At 70.3% G+C, this 23,213-nt stretch carries 22 protein-coding genes, 1 tRNA gene and 2 pseudogenes; 11 read left to right on the forward strand and 14 right to left on the reverse strand.

The window, feature by feature from the left end:
• Positions 1-40 precede the first annotated feature (40 nt).
• Entirely contained in the window at positions 41-676 is a 636-nt protein-coding gene (locus JAP66_RS06315; protein ID WP_199430659.1) for a pyridoxine/pyridoxamine 5'-phosphate oxidase, read from the reverse strand.
• A gap of 66 nt (positions 677-742) precedes the next feature.
• Between JAP66_RS06315 and JAP66_RS06320 the strand changes: the two genes are divergently transcribed.
• Complete coding sequence (locus tag JAP66_RS06320) at positions 743-1,276, forward strand: DUF2020 domain-containing protein (protein WP_199430660.1); 534 nt, start codon at positions 743-745, stop codon at positions 1,274-1,276.
• A 183-nt stretch (positions 1,277-1,459) separates the two neighbouring features.
• Positions 1,460-1,909 (forward strand): DUF6918 family protein, encoded by a 450-nt coding sequence (locus JAP66_RS06325; RefSeq protein ID WP_199430661.1) that lies wholly within the window; start codon positions 1,460-1,462, stop codon positions 1,907-1,909.
• A 78-nt stretch (positions 1,910-1,987) separates the two neighbouring features.
• Here JAP66_RS06325 and JAP66_RS06330 read toward each other — a convergent pair whose 3' ends face one another.
• Complete coding sequence (locus JAP66_RS06330; protein WP_199430662.1) at positions 1,988-2,728, reverse strand: hypothetical protein; 741 nt, start codon at positions 2,726-2,728, stop codon at positions 1,988-1,990.
• Between the two features lie 89 nt (positions 2,729-2,817).
• On the opposite strand from JAP66_RS06330, the gene JAP66_RS06335 reads away from it, so the two are divergent.
• Both JAP66_RS06335 and JAP66_RS06340 read left to right on the forward strand, forming a co-directional pair.
• Positions 2,818-3,375 (forward strand): peptidylprolyl isomerase, encoded by a 558-nt coding sequence (locus tag JAP66_RS06335; protein WP_199430663.1) that lies wholly within the window; start codon positions 2,818-2,820, stop codon positions 3,373-3,375.
• 31 nt (positions 3,376-3,406) lie between these two features.
• The gene (locus JAP66_RS06340) at positions 3,407-4,354 is read left to right on the forward strand and encodes a rhomboid family intramembrane serine protease (protein WP_199430664.1); all 948 of its coding nucleotides are present in this window, start codon (positions 3,407-3,409) and stop codon (positions 4,352-4,354) included.
• A 38-nt stretch (positions 4,355-4,392) separates the two neighbouring features.
• Here the strand turns inward: JAP66_RS06340 and JAP66_RS06345 are convergent, their stop codons facing one another.
• Together JAP66_RS06345 and crgA are read right to left on the reverse strand one after the other, a co-directional pair.
• Positions 4,393-4,758 (reverse strand): PH domain-containing protein, encoded by a 366-nt coding sequence (locus JAP66_RS06345; RefSeq protein WP_307849492.1) that lies wholly within the window; start codon positions 4,756-4,758, stop codon positions 4,393-4,395.
• A 109-nt stretch (positions 4,759-4,867) separates the two neighbouring features.
• The gene (gene crgA / locus JAP66_RS06350; protein WP_199430666.1) at positions 4,868-5,134 is read right to left on the reverse strand and encodes a cell division protein CrgA; all 267 of its coding nucleotides are present in this window, start codon (positions 5,132-5,134) and stop codon (positions 4,868-4,870) included.
• 159 nt (positions 5,135-5,293) lie between these two features.
• Here crgA and JAP66_RS06355 point away from each other — a divergent pair, with 159 nt between their 5' ends.
• Genes JAP66_RS06355 through JAP66_RS06365 form a run of 3 tightly spaced genes read left to right on the forward strand, consistent with a single transcriptional unit; the run spans position 5,294 to position 7,104 of the window.
• The gene (locus tag JAP66_RS06355) at positions 5,294-6,280 is read left to right on the forward strand and encodes a class E sortase (RefSeq protein WP_210769807.1); all 987 of its coding nucleotides are present in this window, start codon (positions 5,294-5,296) and stop codon (positions 6,278-6,280) included.
• The gene (locus tag JAP66_RS06360) at positions 6,280-6,441 is read left to right on the forward strand and encodes a hypothetical protein (protein ID WP_199430667.1); all 162 of its coding nucleotides are present in this window, start codon (positions 6,280-6,282) and stop codon (positions 6,439-6,441) included. Before JAP66_RS06355 ends, JAP66_RS06360 begins: the two co-directional genes overlap by 1 nt.
• Positions 6,442-6,459: 18 nt before the next feature.
• Positions 6,460-7,104, forward strand: coding sequence for an aminodeoxychorismate/anthranilate synthase component II (locus JAP66_RS06365; RefSeq protein WP_199430668.1), 645 nt, complete (start codon positions 6,460-6,462; stop codon positions 7,102-7,104).
• 69 nt (positions 7,105-7,173) lie between these two features.
• On the opposite strand, the gene pknB is transcribed toward JAP66_RS06365, so the two are convergent.
• The 8 genes and pseudogenes from pknB to JAP66_RS32885 form a co-directional block, all read right to left on the reverse strand.
• Positions 7,174-9,168 carry a Stk1 family PASTA domain-containing Ser/Thr kinase gene (gene pknB, locus JAP66_RS06370; protein ID WP_199430669.1) on the reverse strand — a complete coding sequence of 665 codons (1,995 nt, stop codon included), beginning with the start codon at positions 9,166-9,168 and terminating at the stop codon, positions 7,174-7,176.
• A 28-nt stretch (positions 9,169-9,196) separates the two neighbouring features.
• Positions 9,197-10,489, reverse strand: coding sequence for a serine/threonine-protein kinase (locus tag JAP66_RS06375; protein WP_199430670.1), 1,293 nt, complete (start codon positions 10,487-10,489; stop codon positions 9,197-9,199).
• Positions 10,490-10,492: 3 nt separating this feature from the next.
• A complete protein-coding gene (locus JAP66_RS06380; RefSeq protein ID WP_199430671.1) occupies positions 10,493-11,962 on the reverse strand; it encodes a peptidoglycan D,D-transpeptidase FtsI family protein in 1,470 nt (489 codons plus the stop codon).
• The gene (locus JAP66_RS06385; protein ID WP_199430672.1) at positions 11,959-13,440 is read right to left on the reverse strand and encodes an FtsW/RodA/SpoVE family cell cycle protein; all 1,482 of its coding nucleotides are present in this window, start codon (positions 13,438-13,440) and stop codon (positions 11,959-11,961) included. The genes JAP66_RS06380 and JAP66_RS06385 overlap by 4 nt, the downstream gene beginning before the upstream one ends.
• Positions 13,440-14,822: a PP2C family protein-serine/threonine phosphatase gene (locus tag JAP66_RS06390; protein WP_199430673.1), complete on the reverse strand. Its 1,383-nt coding sequence runs from the start codon at positions 14,820-14,822 to the stop codon at positions 13,440-13,442. Before JAP66_RS06390 ends, JAP66_RS06385 begins: the two co-directional genes overlap by 1 nt.
• Complete coding sequence (locus JAP66_RS06395; RefSeq protein WP_199430674.1) at positions 14,819-15,283, reverse strand: FHA domain-containing protein FhaB/FipA; 465 nt, start codon at positions 15,281-15,283, stop codon at positions 14,819-14,821. The genes JAP66_RS06390 and JAP66_RS06395 overlap by 4 nt, the downstream gene beginning before the upstream one ends.
• Before the next feature lie 211 nt (positions 15,284-15,494).
• A pseudogene (locus JAP66_RS33480) lies at positions 15,495-16,322 on the reverse strand (FHA domain-containing protein); the annotation flags it as partial.
• Between the two features lie 30 nt (positions 16,323-16,352).
• Positions 16,353-17,306, reverse strand: a pseudogene (locus JAP66_RS32885) (DUF3662 domain-containing protein); the annotation flags it as partial.
• Between the two features lie 129 nt (positions 17,307-17,435).
• Here JAP66_RS32885 and JAP66_RS06405 point away from each other — a divergent pair.
• Positions 17,436-17,518, forward strand: a tRNA-Leu gene (locus JAP66_RS06405).
• Positions 17,519-17,619: 101 nt separating this feature from the next.
• Here the strand turns inward: JAP66_RS06405 and JAP66_RS06410 are convergent.
• A complete protein-coding gene (locus JAP66_RS06410) occupies positions 17,620-17,994 on the reverse strand; it encodes an FKBP-type peptidyl-prolyl cis-trans isomerase (RefSeq protein ID WP_199430676.1) in 375 nt (124 codons plus the stop codon).
• Positions 17,995-18,128: 134 nt separating this feature from the next.
• Between JAP66_RS06410 and JAP66_RS06415 the strand changes: the two genes are divergently transcribed.
• Positions 18,129-20,849 (forward strand): penicillin acylase family protein, encoded by a 2,721-nt coding sequence (locus JAP66_RS06415; RefSeq protein WP_199430677.1) that lies wholly within the window; start codon positions 18,129-18,131, stop codon positions 20,847-20,849.
• Here JAP66_RS06415 and JAP66_RS06420 read toward each other — a convergent pair.
• Complete coding sequence (locus tag JAP66_RS06420; protein WP_199430678.1) at positions 20,846-21,448, reverse strand: helix-turn-helix domain-containing protein; 603 nt, start codon at positions 21,446-21,448, stop codon at positions 20,846-20,848. The two genes, JAP66_RS06415 and JAP66_RS06420, sit on opposite strands and share 4 nt — an antisense overlap.
• Between JAP66_RS06420 and JAP66_RS06425 the strand changes: the two genes are divergently transcribed.
• Together JAP66_RS06425 and JAP66_RS06430 are read left to right on the forward strand one after the other, a co-directional pair.
• Complete coding sequence (locus JAP66_RS06425) at positions 21,447-22,148, forward strand: B3/B4 domain-containing protein (protein ID WP_199430679.1); 702 nt, start codon at positions 21,447-21,449, stop codon at positions 22,146-22,148. The genes JAP66_RS06420 and JAP66_RS06425 overlap by 2 nt on opposite strands.
• The gene (locus JAP66_RS06430) at positions 22,145-23,194 is read left to right on the forward strand and encodes a trans-sulfuration enzyme family protein (RefSeq protein WP_199430680.1); all 1,050 of its coding nucleotides are present in this window, start codon (positions 22,145-22,147) and stop codon (positions 23,192-23,194) included. Before JAP66_RS06425 ends, JAP66_RS06430 begins: the two co-directional genes overlap by 4 nt.
• Positions 23,195-23,213 lie beyond the last annotated feature (19 nt).

Below are 23,213 nucleotides of genomic sequence, written 5' to 3' on the forward strand. Positions count from 1 at the left end.
AGACATACTACATAGAAAAGCAGGCTTGCGCGCACTGGTCTCAGGGCCAGAGGCGTTCGGTACGCCAGCGGTCGGTACGGGAGTAGCGCAGCCGGACGTGCCTGCGGTCGTGGGCGGCCTGCCAGAACTCCACCGAGTCCGCCGCCAGCCGGTAGCGCGTCCAGCCGTCCGGCACCAGGGCCGGGTCCGCGGCGAGCCGCTGTTCGGCCCGGCGCGCGGCGTCCTCCAGTTCACGCTCGTCCGCCAGCACGGCCGACTGGCCGCCGATGAACGCCTCCACCTTCGACGCGGGCGGGCGCTCGCGGAAGTCCGCGGCCGAGGCCTCGGCACCGAGCGGGGTCACGGCCCCGCGCACTCGAACCTGCCTGCCGCGGTGCGGCCAGAAGAACGTCAGCGCTGCGCGGGCAACCCTGGCCAGCTCGACGCCTTTCGGGCTGTGTGCGCTGCTCGCGAAGTACCAGCCTGCGGCGTCGACCGCCTTCAGGATCAGCACACGCGCGTCCGGGAAGCCAGACTCGTCCACTGTGGACAGCGTCATGGCGTGCGGGGCGAGGCCCTGCTCGCCCGCGTCGTGCAGCCACTCCAGGAAGAGCTCGTGGGGTTGCCGCGGCGCCGCGGCCGGGTCGAAGCGGGGGAGTTCGCCGGGAAAGGACGGCCAGCCACGAAGGGAGTTCACGCCGGAACCGTACTGCCGCGGGCCACGGCGCGGGCCCTGCGCGAGGTCTGGTTCACTCTCCGACTTATGCGACGACTCGTTCTGCTCGGCGCGGTCGCCACCGCGCTGCTGGCCGGCTGCTCGGGAACCGGCGCCGGCGAATCCACCGAATCCACGCCGCCCCCGGCGCCCGGAAGCAGCGCTGCGGCGCCGTTGCCCGCCGCTCCCGAGCCGACCGAGGACGGGCCCTGTCCCTATCTCGACGATGCGTTCGTCTCGCGGTCGAACGGTCAGCAGGTGTCGGAGGTGCGGACGTCGGCCGACGAACCGCATCCGGCCTGCTTCTTCTACCGGCCGGACGGCGAGGTCCAGCTCACCGTCCGTGTCTACACCGGTGACCCGGCCGTGGCGACCGGACTCGTCGACGAGGCCGCGCCGGTCGACTCGTCGAACCCGACCGAGCAACCCCCTGGCTGGCGGGGCGGCTACGAGTCGTCCGACGACGGTGCGGTGTACGCCGTGGCCAAGGACGGCAACGCGGTGATCGTGACGACGAACCAGCAACAGAGCGTGAAGGCTCGCACGGTCGCCACGCAGGCGATCTCCACGCTCGGGATCTGAGTGTGACGACAAGATGCCACTGCGTGCAGGCAAAGTTGATCTTGTATTACCCTGACCGGCACGCGCAGGCACGAAGGAACCGGCGCGCCTTCCGGTGTAACCCGATCAGTGGTGTGCCGGAGTTGCGAACGACCCCCTGCGAACCAGCACCGTTGATCTCGAAGTGACGAAGGATTGGAATCCGTGGCTGACACCCTGAAGGAAATCCTGCTCGACTCCAGCCGGCGCCCGGCGGTCGTGACAGACCTGCAGACCCTGGTGGACGAGGAGGTCGCAGAGAAGAGCGGCGTCTCCGGCACCGTCATCAAGACCGGCTACGCAGCCGTCAAGAAGATCAAGCCGGGCATCATCGGTTCCGCCGTGGACAGCCTGCTCGACGACTTCTCCGCCGCCCTTGAGCCCATCTACGCGGACTTCAAGGCCAGCGGGGCGGCCGACTTCGGCTCGTACCTGCCGACGCGCGCCGATGAGGCGTCGGACGCGCTGCTCGGTGTCACCGACGCTCGTGCCGAGAAGAGCAGCCGCGACAGCATCAAGAAGGTCTACAACAAGCTTCGCCCGTACGGGAAGAAGAACGTCGAGGAGGCACTGCCCCGCCTCGGCAAGCTGATCGACAAGCACGCCGCCGCCTGAGCGGAGTCGAATTAGGCGAGGGCCACCTTCGGTGCGGACACGCACCGAAGGTGGCCCTCGCCGTCGCGGCGGGAAGAGCTAGCTCTTCTTCTCCGTGCCGGACTTGCTGGTGGACTGCTGCCCGTTGCCGGTGCTGCTCTGCTTCGCACCCGACTGCTTCGCCTGACCGGACTGCTTCGACTCCGACCCCGCCTGGGACGAGCTCGCCGCCTCGGCGGGCTTGCTCTGCGTGGACTGGGCCGGTCCGGGCTTCTGAGCATCCGTGCTACGGGGCGGTGCCGGCGCGATCGGCGGCTCCGCCTTCGGCCGCGTGGCATAGGCGATACCGGCGAGCAGCGCGCCGAAGCCGAGCAGCCACGGCCACTTCCGGCGCTTGGTCTTCTCACCCTTGGCGGCGACCTTTGCCTCGGCCATCGCGGCCTTGAACTCCTTCTTGGCGTGCTTGAAGTCGCGCTTGGCCTTCCGCTTGGACTGCCCGGCGGACTTCGCCGCCTTGATGGCGGCCTTGCGGGCCTTGCGGCCCGGTGCTCGCAGCTCCTCCCTGCGCTCTTCGGCGAGCTTGCGAGCGTGTGTAGTGCCCTTGGCGAGTTCCTTGCGCCGCTGCGCCGCCTGGCGGGCCAGTTGCTTGCGGGTCCGGCGCGAGTTCTTCGCGAACTCCTTCCGTGCGCCCTCGGTGCTCTCGGCGAATCGGTGCTGGCTGACCTGAGCGGCCTGCGCGGCCGCATCGGCGCCCGCCCTGCCTACTTCGAGAGCGCGTTTACGCAGGTCACGCGAGCCGGTCTGGTTCGACTCCCCCGCTTTGTTGGCGGCCCGAGTCATGGCCTTCACCTCGTCAATCGTCTGTTCTTCCACTTGTAACCCCCTCCCTATCCTGCCCCTTTCCGGCCGATCTCGCTGCAGATGGCACGATGAGTCGCGTGACTGAGAGCAGCGGAACCCCCACCGGAACCAGTGTGAAGGCCACCCTGCACACGAATCGGGGGAATATTCATCTCAATCTCTTCCCTGATCACGCGCCGAAAACGGTGGCGAATTTCGTGGGCCTCGCCGAGGGCGCGAAGGAGTACACGCAGCCGAACGCCAAGGGCGAGAAGTCGGGTCCGTTCTACGACGGTTCGATCTTCCATCGCGTGATCGACGGGTTCATGATCCAGGGCGGCGACCCGACCGGTACGGGCCGCGGTGGCCCGGGTTACCGGTTCGGCGACGAGTTCCACCCGGAGCTGCAGTTCAACCGGCCGTACCTGCTCGCGATGGCGAACGCCGGTCCGGGCACCAACGGTTCGCAGTTCTTCATCTCGGTCGCGCCGACCACGCACCTCAACTTCAAGCACACGATCTTCGGCGAGGTCGCCGACGAGGAGTCGCGCAACGTGGTCGACACGATCGCGCGGACCGCGACGGGGCCTGCCGACAAGCCGCTCGAGGACGTGGTGGTCGAGCACGTCAGCATCGAGCGGGACTGAGCCACCGGGAAGCCGGTAGGTTGGAAGCATCGTGAGCCAACCGCCCTATCCCCCTCAGTACGGGCAGTCGCACCAGCAGGAGGCGTTGCCCGGCTGCTGGTGGCATCCGGATCGGCAGACCGGTCTGCGCTGCACGCGCTGCGAACGGCCTGCCTGCCCGGACTGCCTTCGGGAGGCGTCGGTCGGGCACCAGTGCATCGACTGTGTGCAGTCCGCACGGCAGCAGCAGCAGGCCGCCGCGACGCAGTACCGGCGGGCCGGCTACGGCGCACGGACCGTGGCAGGCGCGCGGATGTCGCAGCGCCCGATCGTGGTGCCCGCGCTGATCGCGATCAACGTCCTGGTGTACCTGTTCACCGCCGCGCAGGCACAGGACCCGATGCGCAACGACGACTCGGCGGTGTTCACCGAAGGGGTGCTCTGGCCGGTCGGGATCGTGGTGCAGGACGAGTGGTGGCGCCTGCTCACCTCCGGCTTCCTGCACTACGGCCTGCTCCACCTCGCGATGAACATGTTCGCGCTCTGGATCCTCGGCCGGGATCTGGAGGCCCTGCTCGGCAAGGTCAGGTTCCTGGGCCTCTACCTGGTGTCCCTGCTGGGCGGCTCGACCGCCGTCTTCGCGTTCGGCGACATCCAGACGGGCACCGCGGGCGCGTCCGGTGCCGTCTACGGGCTGCTCGGTGCACTCCTCGTCGCCGTGCTGCGGCTGCGGCTCAACCCCACCGGCGCCATCGGCATCATCGTGCTGAACCTCATCATCACGGTGACCATCCCGAACATCTCGCTGCTGGGCCATCTCGGCGGGCTGGTGATCGGCGCGCTGGTGATGGTGGCGATGGTCTACGCCCCGGAGAAGCGGCGCACCGCCTACCAGGCGGGCACGCTCGCGCTGCTGGCGGTCGCACTGCTCGGCCTCGTCCTCTACCGGGACGCACAGCTCGCCGAGCTGATCTGCGGCTCGCAGGGAGTGGCCTGCTAGTCGTGAGTGCCCACCCGAGTTGGAACTCGACTCCGCACTCACGAGGTGCGCAGCGCGGTGAGGGCGTCGTGCACGTCCCGCGGGTCGGCGCCGAGCTCGATCCAGCCGAGGACGACCAGCTCGTCCGACTCCACCTCGAGCACGGTGACGTCCCGGCCGAACCGGCGCGTCGTCGCCAGCCGTAGCCGCACCTCGGACCAGTCCAGCCGCCGCGTGCCGCCGAGCGTGCGAACGCGGACGCCCCACGCGTCGGCGGCGAGCCTGGGCCGCACCAGGGTGCCGTGCGCGGCCACGACGGTCGCCGCGAGCGCGGCCACGCCGAACAGCACGGCGCCCGGGCGGTCGCCGGAGAGTCCGGTTGTGACGGCGCTGGTGGCGGCGATCGCCGCGATCAGCCAGCCGATCGTCACCAAACCGATATGCGGCGCCCACCGCGCGCCTGAGCTATCCACAGGTGTTATCCACAGTGGGGATTAGTCACACCGTTGTAGTTCGATTCCGCCGTTCGGCCCATCACCGCCAGCGCATCGTCATCAGCAGGCCGGAGATCATCAGGGCGAACCCGATCGCGAAGTTCCAGTTGCCGAGTTCGAGCATGAACGGGATCTTGTCGCCCGCGAGATAGTTCACGACGAGCCAGAGCAGGCCGAGTAGCATCAGCCCGAACATCACACCCTTGTAGATCGGATGCGACGGGCCCGCCGCACGTACCTTCACCGGGGTGCGGCGATCGGTCGGCGGGGTGTAGGCCGTCTTCTTACGGACCTTGGACTTGGGCATGAGAGTCCTCGCGTGCTGTCGGGCATATCCGCGGCGGTGCGCAACCGCCGCCTACTGAACACGTTAACGTAATCGAGCGGCCGCTAGAACCGGGGAGCGAGCGCCGCGCCAAAGCTTGGATCGGGAAACGAGCACGGCAGGTGCTCGAGAGGAGCTCGCTTGTCGAGGTACGAGGAGCCGGAGACCCGGGAGATTCCCGTCCCCGGCTTCGCCCGCAGACCGGGCGGCCCGCAGCGGCGGCCCCAGGCACAGCCACCGCGAGACGCGTCCGGCCGGCCTCGCCGGCCGCAGGGCCCGCCACGGCAGCCACCGGCCAAACCGCCGGTGAGACCGCCCGAGCCGCCGCGCTCCGGCGGTGGCGCGGGACGGGCGGCCGTGCGCACGTTCGGCGAAGTTCTCATCACCCTCGGGGTGGTCGTGCTGCTGTTCGTGGTCTACGAGCTGTATGTGACGAACCTGATGTCGGCGCAGCTGCAACGGGAGGCCAGCGCGGCCCTCGACGAGCGGTGGTCGCAGGAACGCGAGCTGCACGCCGACCTCGCCGACGGCACGGCGTTCGCCCGGATCTACATCCCGTCGTTCGGCGCGGACTGGGGATTCACCGTTCAGCAGGGGGTGGACGGCGCGGCACTGGAGGTTGGCCCAGGGCACTACAAGGAGACGGCGATGCCCGGGGAACCGGGCAACTTCGGGGTCGCCGGGCACCGGGTCGGCAAGGGTGCGCCGTTCAACGACCTCGACCTGCTGAACTCCTGTGACGCCATCGTCATCGAGACGGTGGACAGCTTCTTCGTGTACCGGGTGCTGCCGATGTCCGGCGAGGTGGCCGGCTGGGCGCAAGGCAAGGCCCGCGACCCGCGCTGCGCCAACGTCGCCCCGCTGCAGGACGAGCAGGGCGCCTACGACGAGACGTTCGGCCGGGTCATCGTCACGCCCGACCGGGGCGACGCGGTGGCTCCGGTGCCGTACAAGCCGGAGAGCACCCTGCCCCCGGCGTCGCAGGCGGCCCTGCTCACGCTGACCACCTGCCACCCGCAGTTCTCCGACCGCGAGCGGCTGATCATCCACTCGGTGCTGACCAACCAGTTCCGGAAGCAGCCGGGCGCGGGATACGAGGAGCTGCTGCGCGAGATCGGGGAGGCCTGATGTACGGCTGGATCTGGCGGCACCTGCCCGGCCCGGTGGCGGTGCGGGCCGCGCTCGCGGTCGTGCTGCTGCTCGGCGCGGTGGCGCTGCTGATGTTCGTGGTGTTCCCGTGGGCCGAGCCGCTGCTGCCGTTCAACGACGTCGCGGTGGACCCCTCCTGAGCGGCTAGGCTGTCCGGTATGCGCGTACTCGTCGTCGACAACTACGACAGCTTCGTCTACAACCTCGTGCAGTACCTCGCCCAGCTCGGCGCGGACTGCACGGTGCGCCGGAACGACGTCGTGGAGCTCGACGAGATCGCCTCGTTCGACGGTGTGCTCGTCTCGCCAGGACCGGGCACCCCTGAGCGCGCCGGGCAGAGCGTCGATGTTGTCCGCCGTTGCGCGAGCGAGCGGGTGCCCATGCTCGGCGTCTGCCTCGGTCACCAGGCCATCGGGGCCGCCTGGGGTGCCACCGTCGACCGGGCGCACGAGCTGTTGCACGGCAAGACCAGCCAGGTCCGGCACAACGGGCAGGGTGTGCTCGCGGGGCTGCCCGACCCGTTCACGGCCACCCGGTATCACTCGCTCACCGTGCTCGCCGACACGATCCCGGACGAGTTCGCGGTGACCGCCCGCACCGACGCGGGTGTGGTCATGGGAATGCGGCACCGGAAGCTGCCGGTGGAGGGCGTCCAGTTCCACCCCGAGTCGGTGCTCACCGAGGGTGGGCACCGGATGCTGGCGAACTGGATGGCCGGGGCGGGTCACCCGGTGGACGCGAGCGTCGTGGACGAGCTCGAACACACCACGAGGTCACTGCAGAAGGCCGCCGCCACCGCGTGACCTTGCGCGAGGTAAGGCTCGTGAGTGCCGGCACGAGCCAGAACTCGCGCCGGCACTCACCAGCCGGCCTCAGCCGTTGTTGTTGCCGGGCAGGCCCGGAATGCCCGGCTCCGACTCCGAGGTCTCCGTCGCACCGTCGTCGTCCGCCCCGATGAAGAGCGTGATCGCCTGGCTCTTCGTGATCGTGCTGCCCCGCGACGGGTCGGTGTTGGTCACCTTGCCGATGTCGCTGTCGTCGCTGACCTCTTCGGTCTGCCGGTTCACGTTGCCTTCCCAGCCGGCCTCGCGCAGGGTGGCCAGCGCCTGATCCTCCGTCATCCCGGTCAGGTCCGGCATCTCGATCGTCTGCTGTGAACCGTTGGAGACCTCGAGCTGCACCTGCGAGCCCACCGGTACGTTGCCCCCGTTGGGCGTCTGGCTGACCACCTGACCGGCCGGTGCGTCGGAGTCGACGTCGGTACGGGACACCGTCAGCCCGTCGGCCTCCAGCCCGGCCTTGGCCTCCTCGAAACTCTTGCCGGTGTAGTTGGTGACCTCCACCATGTCCGGTTCCGTGCCGATGGTGATCTGGACCGACCGGCCCTTCTCGATCTCCGTCTGCGCCGCGGGGTTCTGCTCGATGACCTTGTCGTAGGTGTTCGGATCCTCCACCGCGACCTCGTTGACGTTTCCGAGGGCGAGACCCGCCTCCTTCAGCGCCGCCTCCGCCTCGCTCCGGCTCATGCCGGTCAGATCGGGCACCTTCACCTTCGCGGGTGCCACCCCGACCTGGATCGTGATCTGCTCGCTGGTGGGGACCCGCTCGGTGGCCTGAGGATCGGTGTTGATGACCCTGTCGATCTGGTCGGCCGTGCAGGACGGCTCGCCGTCGGTCTCCTCGCCGCCGCAGGGCACGTTCTGCCGGTTGAAGTTGTTGAAGCCGTCGTCACGCAGTTCGGCCACGGCCTGCTCATAGGCCATGCCGCGCACGTCGGTGACCGGCACCAGGTCGGGCTCGCTCTTGAACGCGCCGAGGAGCCACAGCGTCAGCAGCACCGCCGCGATGGCCAGCACCGCGAGCAACGCCGCGATGAGGCCCCGCCGCTTGCGCCTGCGCCGCGCCTCGTCCTCGTCGTCGTAGCCGTAACCGTCCGGGCCACCCGCGTACGTGTCCTCGTTGTTGGTCCCGGCGCCGAGCACCTGGGTGCGCTCGTCGTCGGACATCACCATCGGCGCCGACGGGCGCTGGCCGGACAGCGTGCGCACCAGGTCGGAGCGCATCTCGGCCGCCGACTGGTACCGGTTGGCCGCGCCCTTGGCGAGCGCCTTCAGCACCACGGCGTCCAGTTCGGGCGAGACGGCCGGGTTGACCGCCGACGGCGGCAGCGGGTCCTCCCGCACGTGCTGGTAGGCGACCGCGACGGGGGAGTCCCCGGTGAACGGGGGTTCACCGGTGATCAGCTCGTACAGCACACAGCCCGCGGCGTAGACGTCACTGCGGGCGTCGACCTGCTCACCACGGGCCTGCTCCGGCGAGAGGTACTGCGCGGTCCCTATTACGGCGGCGGTCTGGGTCATCGCGGCCTGGCCGTCGTGCACCGCGCGCGCGATACCGAAGTCCATCACCTTCACCGCGCCGTTGCGGGTGATCATCACGTTGGCCGGCTTCACGTCCCGGTGCACGATGCCGTGCCGGTGGGAGAAGTCGAGTGCCGCGGAGACATCGGCCATGACCTCCATGGCCCGCTTCTGCGACATCGGACCCTCGGTCTTGACGATGTCCCGCAGCGTGCGCCCCTCGACGAACTCCATGACGATGTAGGGCAGCGGGCCGTAGTCGGTGTTCGCCTCACCGGTGTCGTACACCGCGACGATCGCCGGATGGTTCAGCGCGGCCGCGTTCTGCGCCTCCCGGCGGAAGCGCTCCTGGAACTGAGGATCACGCGCGAGGTCGGCACGCAGGATCTTCACGGCGACCTCGCGGCCGAGCCGAACGTCATGACCGTGGTGGACCTCGGACATGCCGCCGTAGCCGAGCGTGTCGCCCAGCTCGTAGCGGTTCGAGAGCAGTCGGGGTGCGCTCATTGCCTGGTGCCGTTCCATTCCGTCAGTGTCATCTCCAACGCGCCGGGCTTTCGGCGAGCGCGTTCCGGGTCTCCGCCTGCGGCGTGCCCATCTTGCCCTGTACGCCGTCTTCCTCAGTTGAACGTTCGCGGGTGTTCCACCAGTTGTCCGCGATACCGGCGGAATCCTCGTCGCTGTGTGCCGGGCGTACGTCGATCGGACCCGGTGATCCCTCGCTCTCCGGGCGCAGCAGCCGCGGCACCAGCACCGCTGCCGCAACGACGAGCAGGACGAGGGCCAGCGTGAGAAGTATCCACAACCCGGCGTGGCTGCGGCGCCGGGGCGGTACCGGATGTGGCATACCACCGGTGTGCGGTGGCGTCACCGGCTGCATGGTGGGGTGGGAGCCGGGGCCGACCGGAGCCATCGGGCCCGCCGCGACGGCCGGGTTGCCCACGTAACCGGCACCGACCATGCCCGCCGGGGCGGGCAGCGGATGCCCGGCCCTGATCGCGGCCACCGCGTTGGCGAACTCGCCGCCACCCGCGTAACGCTGCCGCGGGTCCTTGACCAGTGTCGCCTCGATCACCGCTCGCGCGCCCGGCGGAACGTCCGGCGGCAGCGGCGGCGGCAGGTCCCTGATGTGCATCATGGCGACGGTCACCGCGTTCTCCGAAAGGAACGGCCGGTGTCCGGCCAGGCACTCGTAGCCGCACACGGCGAGCGAGTAGACGTCGCTCGCGGGCTCCGCGTCCTGTCCGAGGGCCTGCTCGGGAGCGATGTAGTGCGCGGTGCCCATCACCATCCCGGAGCGCGTGACCGGCGCGGCGTCGGCGGCCTTGGCGATCCCGAAGTCGGTGAGCTTCACGACACCGGTGGCGCTGACCAGGATGTTTCCCGGCTTCACGTCACGGTGCACCAGCCCGCGCTCGTGCGCGGCCTGGAGCGCGCGCCCGGCCTGTTCGAGGATGTCGAGCGTGCGCTCGGCCGAGATCCGCCGCTCGCGGGCGAGGATGGCCGCCAGCGGCTCGCCCTCCACGAGCTCCATCACCAGGTACGCGATGTGGTGTGCGCCGGATGCCCCGGTCCCCGGCTCAGCCGTCTCGCCGTAGTCGTGCACCGCCGCGATCCCGTGATGGTTCAGTGAGGCGGTGGTGCGTGCCTCGGTGCGGAAGCGGTGCAGGAACTCCGCGTCACCGGACAACTCCGCCTTGAGGATCTTCACCGCCACCGTCCGGTCGAGGCGAGTGTCGTTGGCCTCCCAGACCTCACCCATCCCACCGACGGCGATCCGGCCGGTGAGGCGGTAACGCTCCGCGAGCAGTTGCCCCGACGCCAGCATCCGCTACCCACCTCCGAGAGCGGCGGCGATGGTCGTCCGGCCGATCTCGGCGGCGACGGAGCCACCGGTCGCGGCGAGGCCGCGGTCGCCACCGGACTGGACGATCACCGCGACGGCGATCCGCGGGTCGTCATGGGGTGCGAACGCGGTGTACCACGCGTGCGGCGGGGTCGCCTTCGGGTCGCTGCCGTGCTCGGCGGTCCCGGTCTTGGAGGCGATGTTGAGCGAGGGGTCCTTGCCGCCCCCGCTGGTGTTCTCCTCCGAGGCGATCATCATGTCTTTGAGCGCCTCGGCGTTGGCCGCGGACATCGCCGCCTCACCGGTGAGCTCCTCGGGAGCGAACTCCTCGATCGTGGAGAGGTCCGGCGCCAGCAGTGCCCGCACCAGCTGCGGCTTCATCGCGACACCGCCGTTGGCCACCGTCGCCGACAGCAGCGCGTCCTGCATCGGTGTGAGCCTGACGTCACGCTGTCCGATGCCGCTCTGGTAGAGCGCGGCCTCGCTCTCCAGGTCGCCGAGCGAGGAGGGCACCACGCTCATCGGGATCTCCAGGTCGCTCATCCCGATCCCGAAGTCCGCCGCGGTCTCCCGCAGCTTCTCCGCGCCGAGGTTCCCGGCGAGCTCGGCGTAGGCGGTGTTGCACGAGTAGGCGAGTGCGTCCTTCAGCGTGCTGCCCGGGCACGTCTGGCCGCCGAAGTTCTCCAGCGTCGTGCTGGTGCCGGGCAGGGTCACGTTGGCCGCGCTGGTGACCTTGGTGTCCGGCGTCGCGCCGTTCTCCAGCGCCGCGGCCGTGGTGACGATCTTGAACGTCGAACCGGGCGGGTAGGTCTCCCGGATCGCGCGGTTGAGCATCGGGTTGGCTTCGTTCTCGGTGTACTGCTCCCACGCCGCCTGCTGCTCCTCGCTGCTGTGCGAGGCCAGCCGGTTCGGGTCGTAGGAGGGGGTCGAGACCATCGCCAGGATGTCGCCGGTCTTCGGGTCGAGCGCCACGACCGAGCCCGTGTAGCCCCGGTCGGTCATCGCCCGGTACGCGGCCTCCTGCACCGAGGGGCGCACGGTGAGCCGGACATTGCCGCCGCGCGGGTCCCGGCCGGTGATCATGTCGGAGAGCCTGCGCACGAACAGGCGCGGATCCGAGCCGTTGAGGAACTCGTCCATGTTGCCTTCGAGGCCGTCCGCGCCGTAGCGCACCGAGTAGTACCCGGTGACCGGGGCGTACATCGGTCCGTTCGAGTACGTGCGCTGGTACTGGAGCCGGTCGTCGGTCGGCTCGACGCCCGCGAGTACCTGCCCGGCCTCCTCGGCCACGATCTTGCCGCGTTCCCGGGAGTACTCGTCGAGCAGCACGCGGCTGTTGCGGCCGTCGGTGCGGTAGTCGTCGGCCTTGACGACCTGGATGTAGGTCGCGTTGACGAGCAACAGGGTCACCATGACGAGCATGGCGACCCCGACCTTGCGCAGCGGTGTGTTCATTCGGTCCTCCCCCCTTCCGCGGGCTGCGGCCGTTGGACCATCACCGTGTGCGCCTCGGCCAGCGGGGCCTGCGCCTGTGGCCGTGGCTTCGCCGCGGGCTGCGGCCGGCGCGCGGCGTCGGAGATGCGCAGCAGCAGCGCGACGAGGATGTAGTTGGCGAGCAGCGAGGAGCCGCCGTAGGAGAGGAACGGCGTCGTGATGCCGGTCATCGGGATCAGCTTGGTGACCCCGCCGACGATCACGAAGACCTGCATGATGATCGTGAACGACAGCCCGCCGCCGAGCAGCTTGCCGAACGTGTCCCGCACCGCCAGTGCACCGCGCATGCCGCGCATCGCGAGCAGCAGGTAGATCATCAGCAGCGCGGCGAGCCCGACGAAGCCGAGCTCCTCACCGAGTGCCGCGGTGATGAAGTCGGTGTTGGCCTCCGGCACCGTCTCCGGCCTGCCCGCGCCGAGGCCGGTGCCGAAGACGCCGCCCGTGCCGAGGCCGAACAGACCCTGCGCGATCTGGTAACCGCCGCCGGGATCGTCGTAGGTGGCCAGTGGGTCGATCCAGTTCGCGACGCGCTGCTGCACGTGCGTGAACAGCTGGTAGGCGATCAGCGCCCCGCCGAGGAACAGGCCGAGCCCGACGACCACCCAGATGATCCGCTCGGTGGCGACGTAGAGCATCACCAGGACGATGCCGAAGAACAGCAGCGCGGTGCCGAGGTCCTTCTCGAACACCAGGATGCCGAGGCACGCGACGGCGGCGATGAGGATCGGCCCGAGATCGCGGGCCCGGGGCAGCTCGACGCCGAGGACCCGCTTGCCCGCCGCCATGAACAGGTCGCGCTTCGCGACGAGGAACGACGCGAAGAAGATCATCAGCAGGATCTTGGCGAACTCACCGGGCTGGATCGAGAACCCGGGCAGCTTCAGCCAGACCTTCGCGCCGTTGACCTCCGAGAGCGAACTGGGCAGCAACGCGGGCAGGGCGAGCGCGACGATGCCGACCAGCCCGAACGTGTAGGCGTACCTGGTGAGCGTGCGGTGATCGGGCACCACGATGAGCACGGCGAGGAACAGTGCGAGCGCCAGCACCGTGAACAGCACCTGCCGCGGCGCGTTCTCGGTGACCTCCTGGCTGAGCGAGATCGCCCGCTCGGCCTGTGCCATGTCGATCCGGTAGATCATCACCAGGCCGATGCCGTTGAGCAACGCCACGCACGGCAGGATCAGTGGATCGGCGTACGGTGCCCAGCGTCGCACGGCAAGGTGCGCGACGGCGAAGATCGCCAGGTAGGCCAGGCCGTACCAGACGACGTCCCAGGACAGTTCCTGTTCCTGGTTCGCCTGCACGAGCACGAACGCCGACGTGACGATGAACGCGGCGAACGCGAGCAGGGCCAGTTCGGTGCCGCTGCGCTTCGGCATTTCGCGGGGCGGGTTGGTGGCGTACTGCGCTGCCCGCGAGCCGGCTCCCGGCTGACTCATCAGCCACCGCCTGGGCTGGGCGCCGGGCGGCAGTCCACCCCCGGCTGCCCACCCTGCTGTCGCTGTCCCGGTGCGGTCGTCTCGGTCTGCTGCCCGGCGGAGTCCTCGCGCTCGATACCGCCGACGACGCCGCCGCCCTGCGGCTGCTCCTCGTCGCAGATCTCCAGCACGTTGTTGCGCCGCAGGGTGTCGATGTAGTCGCGGGACTCGGCGAGCCCATCCCGCTTCACGCCGTTGCGCACGGCGTCCCGCGCGTCCTGCTGCAGGTCGCTGACCCGCAGCGGCTCGCAGAGCGTCGCCTCGGGCGCGCACGAGCCCTCGGCCCGCTTGTGCAGGTCGAAGCCCAGGATGCTCCCGGGCACGCCCTGGTAGATCACGACCTCCTGGTCGGTGCCCACGCCGACGTAGTACTGCCGCAGGACGAAGTAGCGCGTCGCGATCGCCGCGGCCGCGAGCAGCACGAGTGCCAGCCCGAACGCGACGAGCAACCGGAAGCGCCTACGGCGTTTCGCTTTTGGGTCCGGCGGGGGCTCCGCAGGCTCCACCCGCTGCGGCTGCGGCTGCGCGGTGAGCGCTCGTGCCCGCGCGGCGGGCGAGTCGCCCTGGTGGCCCTCGTCGCTGCCGTCCCCGGCGGCGCCGCCGACGATCGGGGCGTCCTCACCGAAGTCGACGTCCACCACGTCGGCCACGATCACGGTGACGTTGTCCGTGCCACCGCCCTTGAGGGCGAGCTCGATCATCCGGTCGGCGCATTCCTGCGGATCCGGGATCTGCATGGCCTCGGACATCGTCTCGTTGCTGACCATGCCGGAAAGCCCGTCCGAGCACAGCAGGTAACGATCGCCCGCGCGCGCCTCGCGCACGGTGAAGTTCGGCTCGACCTCGTGCCCGGTCAGCGCCTTCAGCAGCAGCGAGCGCTGCGGGTGGGTCGCGGCCTCGTCCTCGGTGATCCGGCCCTGTTCGAGAAGTTCGTTGACGAAGCTGTCGTCGCGGGTGATCTGCGTGAACTGGCCGTCGCGCTGGAGGTAGGCACGCGAGTCGCCGACGTGCACGAGCCCGAGCCGCGAACCGGAGAACAGCACAGCGGTGAGCGTCGTGCCCATGCCGTCGAGATCCGGGTCGCCCGCCACGAGTTCGGAGATCGCGGCGTTGCCCTGGGTCACGGCCTCGCGAAGCTGTGTGAGCAGGTCGTCGCCGGGTTCGTCGTCGTCAAGGGGGGCCAGCGAGGCGATGACCACCTTGCTGGCCACCTCACCGGCGGCGTGGCCGCCCATGCCGTCGGCGAGTGCGAGCAGGCGCGGGCCGGCGTACACCGAGTCCTGGTTGCTGGAACGGACCAGGCCACGGTCACTGCGGGCCGCGTAGCGAAGGACGAGTGTCATGGGCGAAGCTCGATCACCGTCTTGCCAATCCGGATGGGGACGCCGAGCGGGACTCGGAGTGGTGCAGTGACCTTAGCCCGGTCCAGGTAGGTCCCGTTCGTCGAGCCCAGATCTTCCACATACCACTCGTCACCACGCAGGGACAGCCGGGCGTGCCGGGTCGAGGCGTAGTCGTCGTCGAGCACCAGCGTGGAGTCGTCCGCGCGGCCGATCAGGATCGGCCTGCCGTCCAGGGCGATCCGCGTGCCCGCGAGCGCTCCGTGCGTGACCACGAGTTGCCGCGGGGTCTTGCTGCCCCGCGGCTTCTTCCGCTCCTTGCCGCGCCGGAAGCTCGGCACGTTGACCCGCAGGCCCGACGCGGCGTAGAGGTCCGAACGCACCACGCGCAGCGCGGTGAGCACGAACAACCAGAGCAGGAGGAGAAATCCTGCTCTGGTGAGTTGAACGACCAGCTCTGGCACCTGTTGTGTCAGCTCCCGCCCTCGTCGCGCCCAGCCCGCGGCGCTGTCTGTCTGGATCTCTGCGCCTTCTGCCAGGGCCCCCGGTACCCCGATGCGGGGACGCCACGGGTCCCCGCACGGCCGCCATTATGCGGGACACCCGGATACGGGCCGTGCGGGAGGAGCTGAATACGACGAACAGCGTGGCCGGGCCTAGCCGATCCGAAGGTTGTCAGCCCTGCGTACGGAACACCAGTGACGAGTGCCCGACCCGGATGACGTCGCCGTCGGCGAGCTGCCAGGTCTGCACCGGTGTGCCGTTGACAGTGGTGCCGTTGGTCGAACCGATGTCGGCGAGCGTGGCGCTCTGACCGTCCCAGGTGATCTCCAGATGCCTGCGGGACACGCCGGTGTCCGGCAGCCGGAAGTCCGCGTCCTGGCCACGGCCCACCACGTTGCCGCCCTGCTTCAGCGCGTAGGAGCGGTTCGAGCCGTCGTCGAGCTGCAAGCTGGCCTGCAACTGGCGGCCACCGCCCGGCATCGGCGGCGCGGCGTAGCCCTGCTGGCCGTAAGGATCCGGCGGCGGCGCCTGCGCGGGGTAACCACCGGGCGGGCTCGGCGGCGCCGCGTAGCCCTGGTCGTAGCCGGGAGGGGGTGGTGGTGGCTGGCCGTAGCCCTGGTCGTATCCGGGTGGCGGGGCGCCGTAGCCCTGCTCGTATCCCGGAGGTGGTGGCTGGCCGTAGCCCTGGTCGTATCCGGGAGCCGGGGGCGGCGCGCCGTAACCCTGGTCGTATCCGGGTGGCGGGGCGCCGTAGCCCTGGTCGTAGCCGGGAGGGGGTGGTGGTGGCTGGCCGTAGCCCTGGTCGTATCCGGGTGGCGGGGCGCCGTAGCCCTGCTCGTATCCCGGAGGTGGTGGCTGGCCGTAGCCCTGGTCGTATCCGGGAGCCGGGGGCGGCGCGCCGTAACCCTGGTCGTATCCGGGTGGCGGGGCGCCGTAGCCCTGGTCGTAGCCGGGAGGGGGTGGTGGTGGCTGGCCGTAGCCCTGGTCGTATCCGGGTGGCGGGGCGCCGTAGCCCTGCTCGTATCCCGGAGGTGGTGGCTGGCCGTAGCCCTGGTCGTATCCGGGAGCCGGGGGCGGCGCGCCGTAACCCTGGTCGTATCCGGGTGGCGGGGCGCCGTAGCCCTGGTCGTAGCCGGGAGGGGGTGGTGGTGGCTGGCCGTAGCCCTGGTCGTATCCGGGTGGCGGGGCGCCGTAGCCCTGCTCGTATCCCGGAGGTGGTGGCTGGCCGTAGCCCTGGTCGTATCCGGGAGCCGGGGGCGGCGCGCCGTAACCCTGGTCGTATCCGGGTGGCGGGGCGCCGTAGCCCTGGTCGTAGCCGGGAGGGGGTGGTGGTGGCTGGCCGTAGCCCTGGTCGTATCCGGGTGGCGGGGCGCCGTAGCCCTGCTCGTATCCCGGAGGTGGTGGCTGGCCGTACCCCTGGTCGTAGCCGCCGGGCTGGCCGTACCCCTGGTCGTAACCGGGTTGCCCCTGTCCGTAGCCGTACTGACCCTGCTGGCCGTACGGGTCACCCTGGTCGTATTGGCCGTAGCCGCCGGGCTGGCTCATTGGTCGGTCTCCTGCGTCGCTGGTTCGTGCTGACCGTGCCGCGGCCCTGGCGTCGTGTGGCTTGACGTCGGGATCGACGGTCGAGCGGGTCCTGAACTGTCCAGTATGCAGCGCCTCGTTGCGCTCGAGCGAAACTACGACGTCACCATAGGTGTCCCAGCCGTGCTCGGCGAGGTGCTGTGCCACCGCATCCGCGAGTACCTGTGTGACGGGACGCTCCGCGCCCGCCATCCGATCGTGATCGGCAGGCCCAAGGGAGACGATGTAGTGGTTGGGGGCGAGCAGCCGGCCACCGGCGAGCTCACGGACGTTGCCCTCGCATTCACGCTCCAGATCCTGCGCCACCTCCTGGGTAACGACGTTGCCCCCGAACATCCGGGCGAAGGTGTTGCCCACGAGGTTCTCGAGACGCCGGTCGAAGCGCTGAACGCGACCCACCTGGCCAACCCCTCCTTCCCTCGCGTACTTCCCACCCTGAATCGTATCTGGGTTCAGGGTGTTGAACACCGGGGCCGGTGAAACCCGTCTGGGCGGCCTGCTACGCTGATCTCGCTGTCGCAGTTGCTCGGGCGAGTGGCGGAATGGCAGACGCGCACGGTTCAGGTCCGTGTGTCCGGAAGGACGTGAGGGTTCAACTCCCTCCTCGCCCACTTCGAACTCCAGGGAAGCCCTGTTCGCGCAGGTCGCTCACCAGCACCGTCCCTCGTGAGTGCCTACGCGAGTTCTAACTCGTGTGCGCACTCACGAGCGTTCAGTTGACGTCCACCAGGTCGACCACGAAGACCAGGGTCTCGTTCGGCTTGATGACGCTGCCCGCACCGTGTTCGCCATAAGCGAGATGGGGCGGAATCACCAGGCGCCGCCGGCCGCCGACGCGCATTCCCACGACACCGCTGTCCCAGCCGGGGATGACGTGCCCGGCGCCGAGCGGGAAGCTCAGCGGAGCGCCCCGGTTCCACGACGCGTCGAACTCCTCGCCGGTGGAGAACGAGACGCCGACGTAGTGCACGTGCACGGTCGTGCCCGGCCGCGCCTCGGCGCCGTCGCCCACCGTGATGTCGGATACCTCGAGTCCTGCGGGTGGCTCGCCCTCGGGAACGTCGACGCGGGGCCTCTGCGGAGTCATGGTCGGTCACCGTACCGGTCACCCTGCGCCAACGCTCGATGCTCCTACGGAGCGAAAGAACGCGAAAACTCTTCACAATGTTAAATCCGAGTTAGTAGCGTGCCGTTCGTCACGTTCGGAAGGGGCATACGGGCATGCGGACACGTCTGGGCACTTTCATCGCGATCGGAACTCTCGCCGCCGGCCTCGTGGTCGCTCCCCAGGCGCAGTCCGCGCCCGCTCCGCAACCCCGGTCCGCCCCGCAGGCCGAGGACTACGAGGACCACTGCGTCGGGCAGTGCTCCGACATCCTGCCTCCGGGTCAGAACGGAAACGCCACACTCGCGGACATCCTCGCGCACCAGCTCTTCGGCACCAGGCCGCCGCACGCGGCGGACCAGCTGGGCAAGTACGCGGCGCTGGCGTCCGGTTACCGGGGGCTGACCACCGACACGATCAACGACTTCTTCAACGATGCCTCGTTCGGTGTCCCGGACGGCCAAGTGGAGAGCGTCCGCAAGCCGCGCGCGGACGTCACGATCGTCCGCGACAAGCTCGGGATCCCGCACATCTACGGCAGCACCCGATCGGGTACCGAGTTCGGCGCCGGGTACGCCGCCGCGCAGGACAGGTTGTGGCTGATGGACGTCATGCGGCACGTCGGCCGCGGCCGGCTCACGCCGTTCGCCGGGGGCGCGGAGGGCAACCGCGAGCTCGAACAGCAGTTCTTCGCCGCGGCGCCCTACACCGAGGAGGAGCTGGAGCAGCAGATCAACCGCATCGCGAACTCCGGCCCCCGGGGCGAGCAGGGGCTCGCCGACGCGCAGTCGTATGTGGAAGGCATCAACGCCTACATCCGCGCCGCGCACCGGGGCCGCTACTTCCCCGGCGAGTACGTGCTGACCGGGCAGGTCGACGCGATCACGAACGCGGGCACGATCGAGCCCTTCAAGCTGACCGACCTTGTGGTCCTCGCCTCCGTGGTCGGTGCCCAGTTCGGCGCCGGTGGCGGCGGCGAGGTGGAGGCGGCGATCGCGAAGCTCGCCATCCAGGAGCGCTACGGGCTGGAACAGGGCGAGCAGGTGTGGCGGAGCCTGCGCGCCGAGGACGATCCGGAGGCGGTGCGCACGCTGCACGACGGCCAGCGCTTCCCGTACGGCAAGGCGCCCGCCGATCCGCAGGGCGTGGCGATGCCCGAGCCCGGGACGGTCGAGAGGCAGCAGCTCGTCTTCGATCCGCAGGGCTCGGCCGAAAGCGCCCAGGTGACCCAGCCGGTGCGCCACGGCATGTCCAATGCGCTCGTCGTCTCCGGCAGGCACACCGAGAGCGGGCACCCGGTCGCCGTGTTCGGCCCGCAGACCGGCTACTTCGCGCCGCAACTGCTGATGCTGCAGGAGTTGCAGGGACCGGGGATCAGCGCGCGCGGCGCGTCCTTCGCCGGTCTGAGCATGTACGTGCTGCTCGGCCGTGGCCAGGACTACTCGTGGAGCGCCACCACGTCCGCGCAGGACGTGATCGACACCTATGCCGTCGAGTTGTGCGAACCGGGCGGGGGAGCGGTCACCAAGGAGTCCGACTCCTACCTCTTCCGCGGTGAGTGCCTGCCGATGGAGACCGTGGAGCGCCGCAACTCCTGGCGGCCCACGGTCGCCGACGGCACGGCCGCGGGCTCCTACACGCTGCGCAGCTACCGCACGCGCTACGGCCCGGTGACCCACCGGGCGATCGTGGACGGCAAGCCGGTCGCCTACACCACGCTGCGGTCGAGCTTCCTGCACGAGGTCGACTCGCTGCTCGGCTTCCAGGAGTTCAACGACCCCGGGGCGATCCGCTCGGCGCGGGACTTCCAGCGGGCGGCCGACAGGGTCAACTTCACGTTCAACTGGTTCTACGCCGACGCCGACGACGCCGCGTACTACAACTCGGGCGCCAACCCGGTTCGGCTGTCCACAGTGGATCCGAGTATGCCGGTGCACGAGGGCTTCGACTGGCAGGGCTGGAACCCGGAGGGCAACACGGCCGAGTACACGCCGTTCGAGGAGCATCCCAACTCGATCGGCCAGGACTACTACATCAGCTGGAACAACGCGCAGGCGCTGGACTACGCGGCGGCGGGCTACGAGAAGTCCGCGGTGCACCGCGGCGACCTGCTGGACCGCAGGGTGCGGGACCTGATCGACAGCGGTACGCCGGTGACGCGGGCCGACCTCACGCGGGTGATGGCCGAGGCCGGCCTGGCCGACCTGCGGACGGAGCGGGTGCTGCCCCAACTGTTGCGGGTACTCGACAGCGGGCCGCTCGACGCCGCCGCCGCGGCCGCCGTCGAGAAGCTGCGCGGCTGGCTGGCCGACGGCGGCCTGCGCGCGGAGACCGCGCCAGGCAGCAGGACCTACGCGCACGCCGAGGCGATCCGGATCATGGACGCGTGGTGGCCGCTGCTGGTGCGCGCACAGTTCGAGCCGGGTATGGGTGCGCCGGCGTTCGACGCGATGCGTGCGGTGCTGAAGGTCGACGAGGCACCGTCCGGAGTGGACCATCGCGGATCGGCCTACCAGGCGGGCTGGTGGGGCTACGTGCACAAGGACATCCGCTCGGTCCTCGGTGACGAGGTGGCGGGTCCGCTCGGCGCGCCTTTCTGCGGCGGCGGTGACCTTGCTGCCTGCCGCCAGGTGCTCGCCGAGACCGTGCGGCAGGCGGCCGCGCAGCCGGGCGAGGAGGTCTACCCGGGTGACGAGCACTGTGCGGCCGGCGCGCAGTGGTGCGCGGACTCGATCGTCCACCAGCCGCTCGGCGGGATCACCCAGGACAAGATCAGCACGCAGAACCGGCCGACCTACCAGCAGGTGGTGGAGTTCTCCTCACGGCGTCCCCGCTAGGTCGCGGGCGGGACGACGACGCCGGCGAAGTCGACCGCGGTCGCGCCGGGGTTGCCGTAGCCGTGCGGTTCGTCGGCGGTCATCCGCGCCGACGAACCCGCCGGCACGCGCACGTCCTGGCCACCGATGGTCAGCACCAGCTCGCCGGAGTACACGTGGATGAGCTCGCGGGTGCCCGGCGCGTGTGCCTCGCTGTCGTGCCGCTCGCCGGGTTCCAGCCGCCAGTGCCACAGCTCCACCGGCGACGGCGAGTCGGTGCCGTCGAGCAGGCGGCCGGTGCCGCCCGCGGGACCCTCCCAGAGCAGGGCGGGCCGGTCGCTCACCCGGACCGCGGGATGCTCCCCGCCTTCCAGCAACGCGGTGAGCGAGACGCCGAGCGCGTCGCTGAGCCGGATCAGCGTCGCCAGGTTGGGATTGCCCCGCCCCTGCTCCAGCGCCACGACCACACCCTTGCTCAGCCCGGAGCGCGCCGCGAGAGTGTCCAGCGTCCATTGCCGTCGCGCGCGCTGGGCGCGGACGTTGCGAGCGAGGCTCGCCAGCGTCGCCAGCGACTCGGTGTCCGGCAACCGCACTCCCTTGGTCGGTATAGTGACCCGCATGGTTCAGCAGAATGACCACGCGTCCTTCCTCGACGGTATACGGGTCGACCCGGCCGTGGCCGCACTGCGGCCCGATTTCGCCGTACTCGCCATCGTCGCGGAGGGGCTACCCGCCGGACCGGCCGACACGACCGCCTGGCGGATGCTGGAGCGGGCCCGGCGCGCCGGTGGCGCGGTGACCGAACCGCACGTCGAGGCGTGGCGGGAGGCGTACCGGGCGTTCGGCGCGAAACCCGGCCGCACCCGGAACTCGCTGGAGGCGTTGCTGCGCCGCGGGGCCGACCTGCCGGCGGTGAACCGGCTGGTCGACATCTACAACGCCGTGTCGGTCCTGCACCGGCTGCCCGTCGGCGGTGAGGACCTCGACGCCTACGTAGGCTTTCCGCGACTGGTGCGCGCGAACGGCGACGAGCCCTTCGATACCGTCTCCGCCGGCGTGCCGGTGACCGAGTACGCCGAGCCGGGCGAGGTCGTGTGGCGCGACGACGCGGGGGTGACCTGCCGCCGGTGGAACCACCGGCAGTGCGTGCGCACCCGGCTCAGGGAGGACAGCCGCCGTGGCCTGTTCCTGCTTGAGCGGCTCGAACCGATGTCGATCGCCGCGCTGCGGGCGGCGGGCGACGAACTGATCAGCGCGCTCGATCCGGCGGCCGTGGCCGTACGGCTCGTCGGTGCGCGCCGAGGTGTGGAGGTTTCGTGAACGACAACTGGGCGCCGCGCACGCGGGCCATCGTCGCCGGGCGGCCGCCAGCCGAAGCGGGGCCGGCCAACACCCCGATCGTGCCGGCGAGTGCGCTCGGGCTGGAGTACTCGCGCGAGGACGGCACCGCGACGTGGGCCGCGCTGGAGGAGGCGATCGGCGAACTGGAGGGCGGCACCGCCACCGCGTTCGCCTCCGGCATGGGCGCGGTGTCCGCCGTGCTCGACCTGCTGCCCGTCGGCGCCGTCGTCGCGGTTCCTGCGGACAGCTACGCGGGCACGCGCGGGCAGTTCGAGCACGCCGAGCGCGCGGGCCGCCTCAGCCTGCGCAAGCTCGCGCCGGAGGACACCGCCGCCTGGACCGCGGCGGCGGAGGAGACCGGGCTGCTCTGGCTGGAGTCGCCGACGAATCCGAGCCTGGAGTCGATGGACATCGCCGCGATCGCGCGAGCCGCGGCGGCGCAGGAGCAGCGGCCACTTGTGGCCGTGGACAACACGTTCGCCACGCCGCTCGGCCGGCAGCCGCTTTCGCAGGGCGCCGACATCGTCGTGCACAGCGCCACGAAGCTCATCGGCGGGCACAGCGACCTGCTGCTCGGGCTGACCGTGACCGCCGACGCGGCGCTGGCGGGCCGGTTGCGCGACGCCCGTGTCCGGGGTGGAGCGACACCCGGTGCGCTGGAGGCATGGCTCGCGCTGCGCGGGCTGCGCACCCTGCCGGTGCGGTACGCGGAGGCATCGCGCACGGCGGCGCTGCTCGCCGAGCGCCTCGCCGGGCATCCGGCCGTGACGCGGGTGCGGTACCCGGACGCGGGCGTCATGATCGCTTTCGACCTCGCCGACGCGAACGCCGCCGACCGGGTGTGCGCGAACCTGCACCTGGTCCGGCACGCGACGAGCCTCGGCGGCGTGGAGAGCTCGATCGAGCGGCGTGCCGCGCGGCCGTCGGACGCGCACGTGCCGGGCGGCCGGCTCCGCTTCAGCGTCGGGCTGGAGGATCCGGACGACCTCTGGCGGGACCTGGCTCAAGCATTGGACGTGACCTGAGGGTGTGCACGATCTACCC

It is taken from the genome of Qaidamihabitans albus (genome assembly GCF_016464705.1).
Classification (GTDB): Bacteria; Actinomycetota; Actinomycetes; order Mycobacteriales; family Pseudonocardiaceae; genus Qaidamihabitans; species Qaidamihabitans albus.

Excerpts from the sequence above, each read along its gene's own strand:
- JAP66_RS06415 (WP_199430677.1), top strand. The coding sequence starts at position 18,129 with ATGCGGACACGTCTGGGCACTTTCATCGCGATCGGAACTCTCGCCGCC.
- JAP66_RS06330 (WP_199430662.1), bottom strand. The coding sequence starts at position 2,728 with ATGACTCGGGCCGCCAACAAAGCGGGGGAGTCGAACCAGACCGGCTCG.
- JAP66_RS06425 (WP_199430679.1), top strand. The coding sequence starts at position 21,447 with ATGGTTCAGCAGAATGACCACGCGTCCTTCCTCGACGGTATACGGGTC.
- JAP66_RS06365 (WP_199430668.1), top strand. The coding sequence starts at position 6,460 with ATGCGCGTACTCGTCGTCGACAACTACGACAGCTTCGTCTACAACCTC.
- JAP66_RS06410 (WP_199430676.1), bottom strand. The coding sequence starts at position 17,994 with ATGACTCCGCAGAGGCCCCGCGTCGACGTTCCCGAGGGCGAGCCACCC.
- JAP66_RS06385 (WP_199430672.1), bottom strand. The coding sequence starts at position 13,440 with ATGAGTCAGCCGGGAGCCGGCTCGCGGGCAGCGCAGTACGCCACCAAC.
- JAP66_RS06335 (WP_199430663.1), top strand. The coding sequence starts at position 2,818 with ATGAGTCGCGTGACTGAGAGCAGCGGAACCCCCACCGGAACCAGTGTG.
- JAP66_RS06420 (WP_199430678.1), bottom strand. The coding sequence starts at position 21,448 with ATGCGGGTCACTATACCGACCAAGGGAGTGCGGTTGCCGGACACCGAG.
- JAP66_RS06360 (WP_199430667.1), top strand. The coding sequence starts at position 6,280 with ATGTACGGCTGGATCTGGCGGCACCTGCCCGGCCCGGTGGCGGTGCGG.
- JAP66_RS06375 (WP_199430670.1), bottom strand. The coding sequence starts at position 10,489 with ATGCTGGCGTCGGGGCAACTGCTCGCGGAGCGTTACCGCCTCACCGGC.
- pknB (WP_199430669.1), bottom strand. The coding sequence starts at position 9,168 with ATGAGCGCACCCCGACTGCTCTCGAACCGCTACGAGCTGGGCGACACG.
- JAP66_RS06390 (WP_199430673.1), bottom strand. The coding sequence starts at position 14,822 with ATGACACTCGTCCTTCGCTACGCGGCCCGCAGTGACCGTGGCCTGGTC.
- JAP66_RS06320 (WP_199430660.1), top strand. The coding sequence starts at position 743 with ATGCGACGACTCGTTCTGCTCGGCGCGGTCGCCACCGCGCTGCTGGCC.
- JAP66_RS06380 (WP_199430671.1), bottom strand. The coding sequence starts at position 11,962 with ATGAACACACCGCTGCGCAAGGTCGGGGTCGCCATGCTCGTCATGGTG.
- crgA (WP_199430666.1), bottom strand. The coding sequence starts at position 5,134 with ATGCCCAAGTCCAAGGTCCGTAAGAAGACGGCCTACACCCCGCCGACC.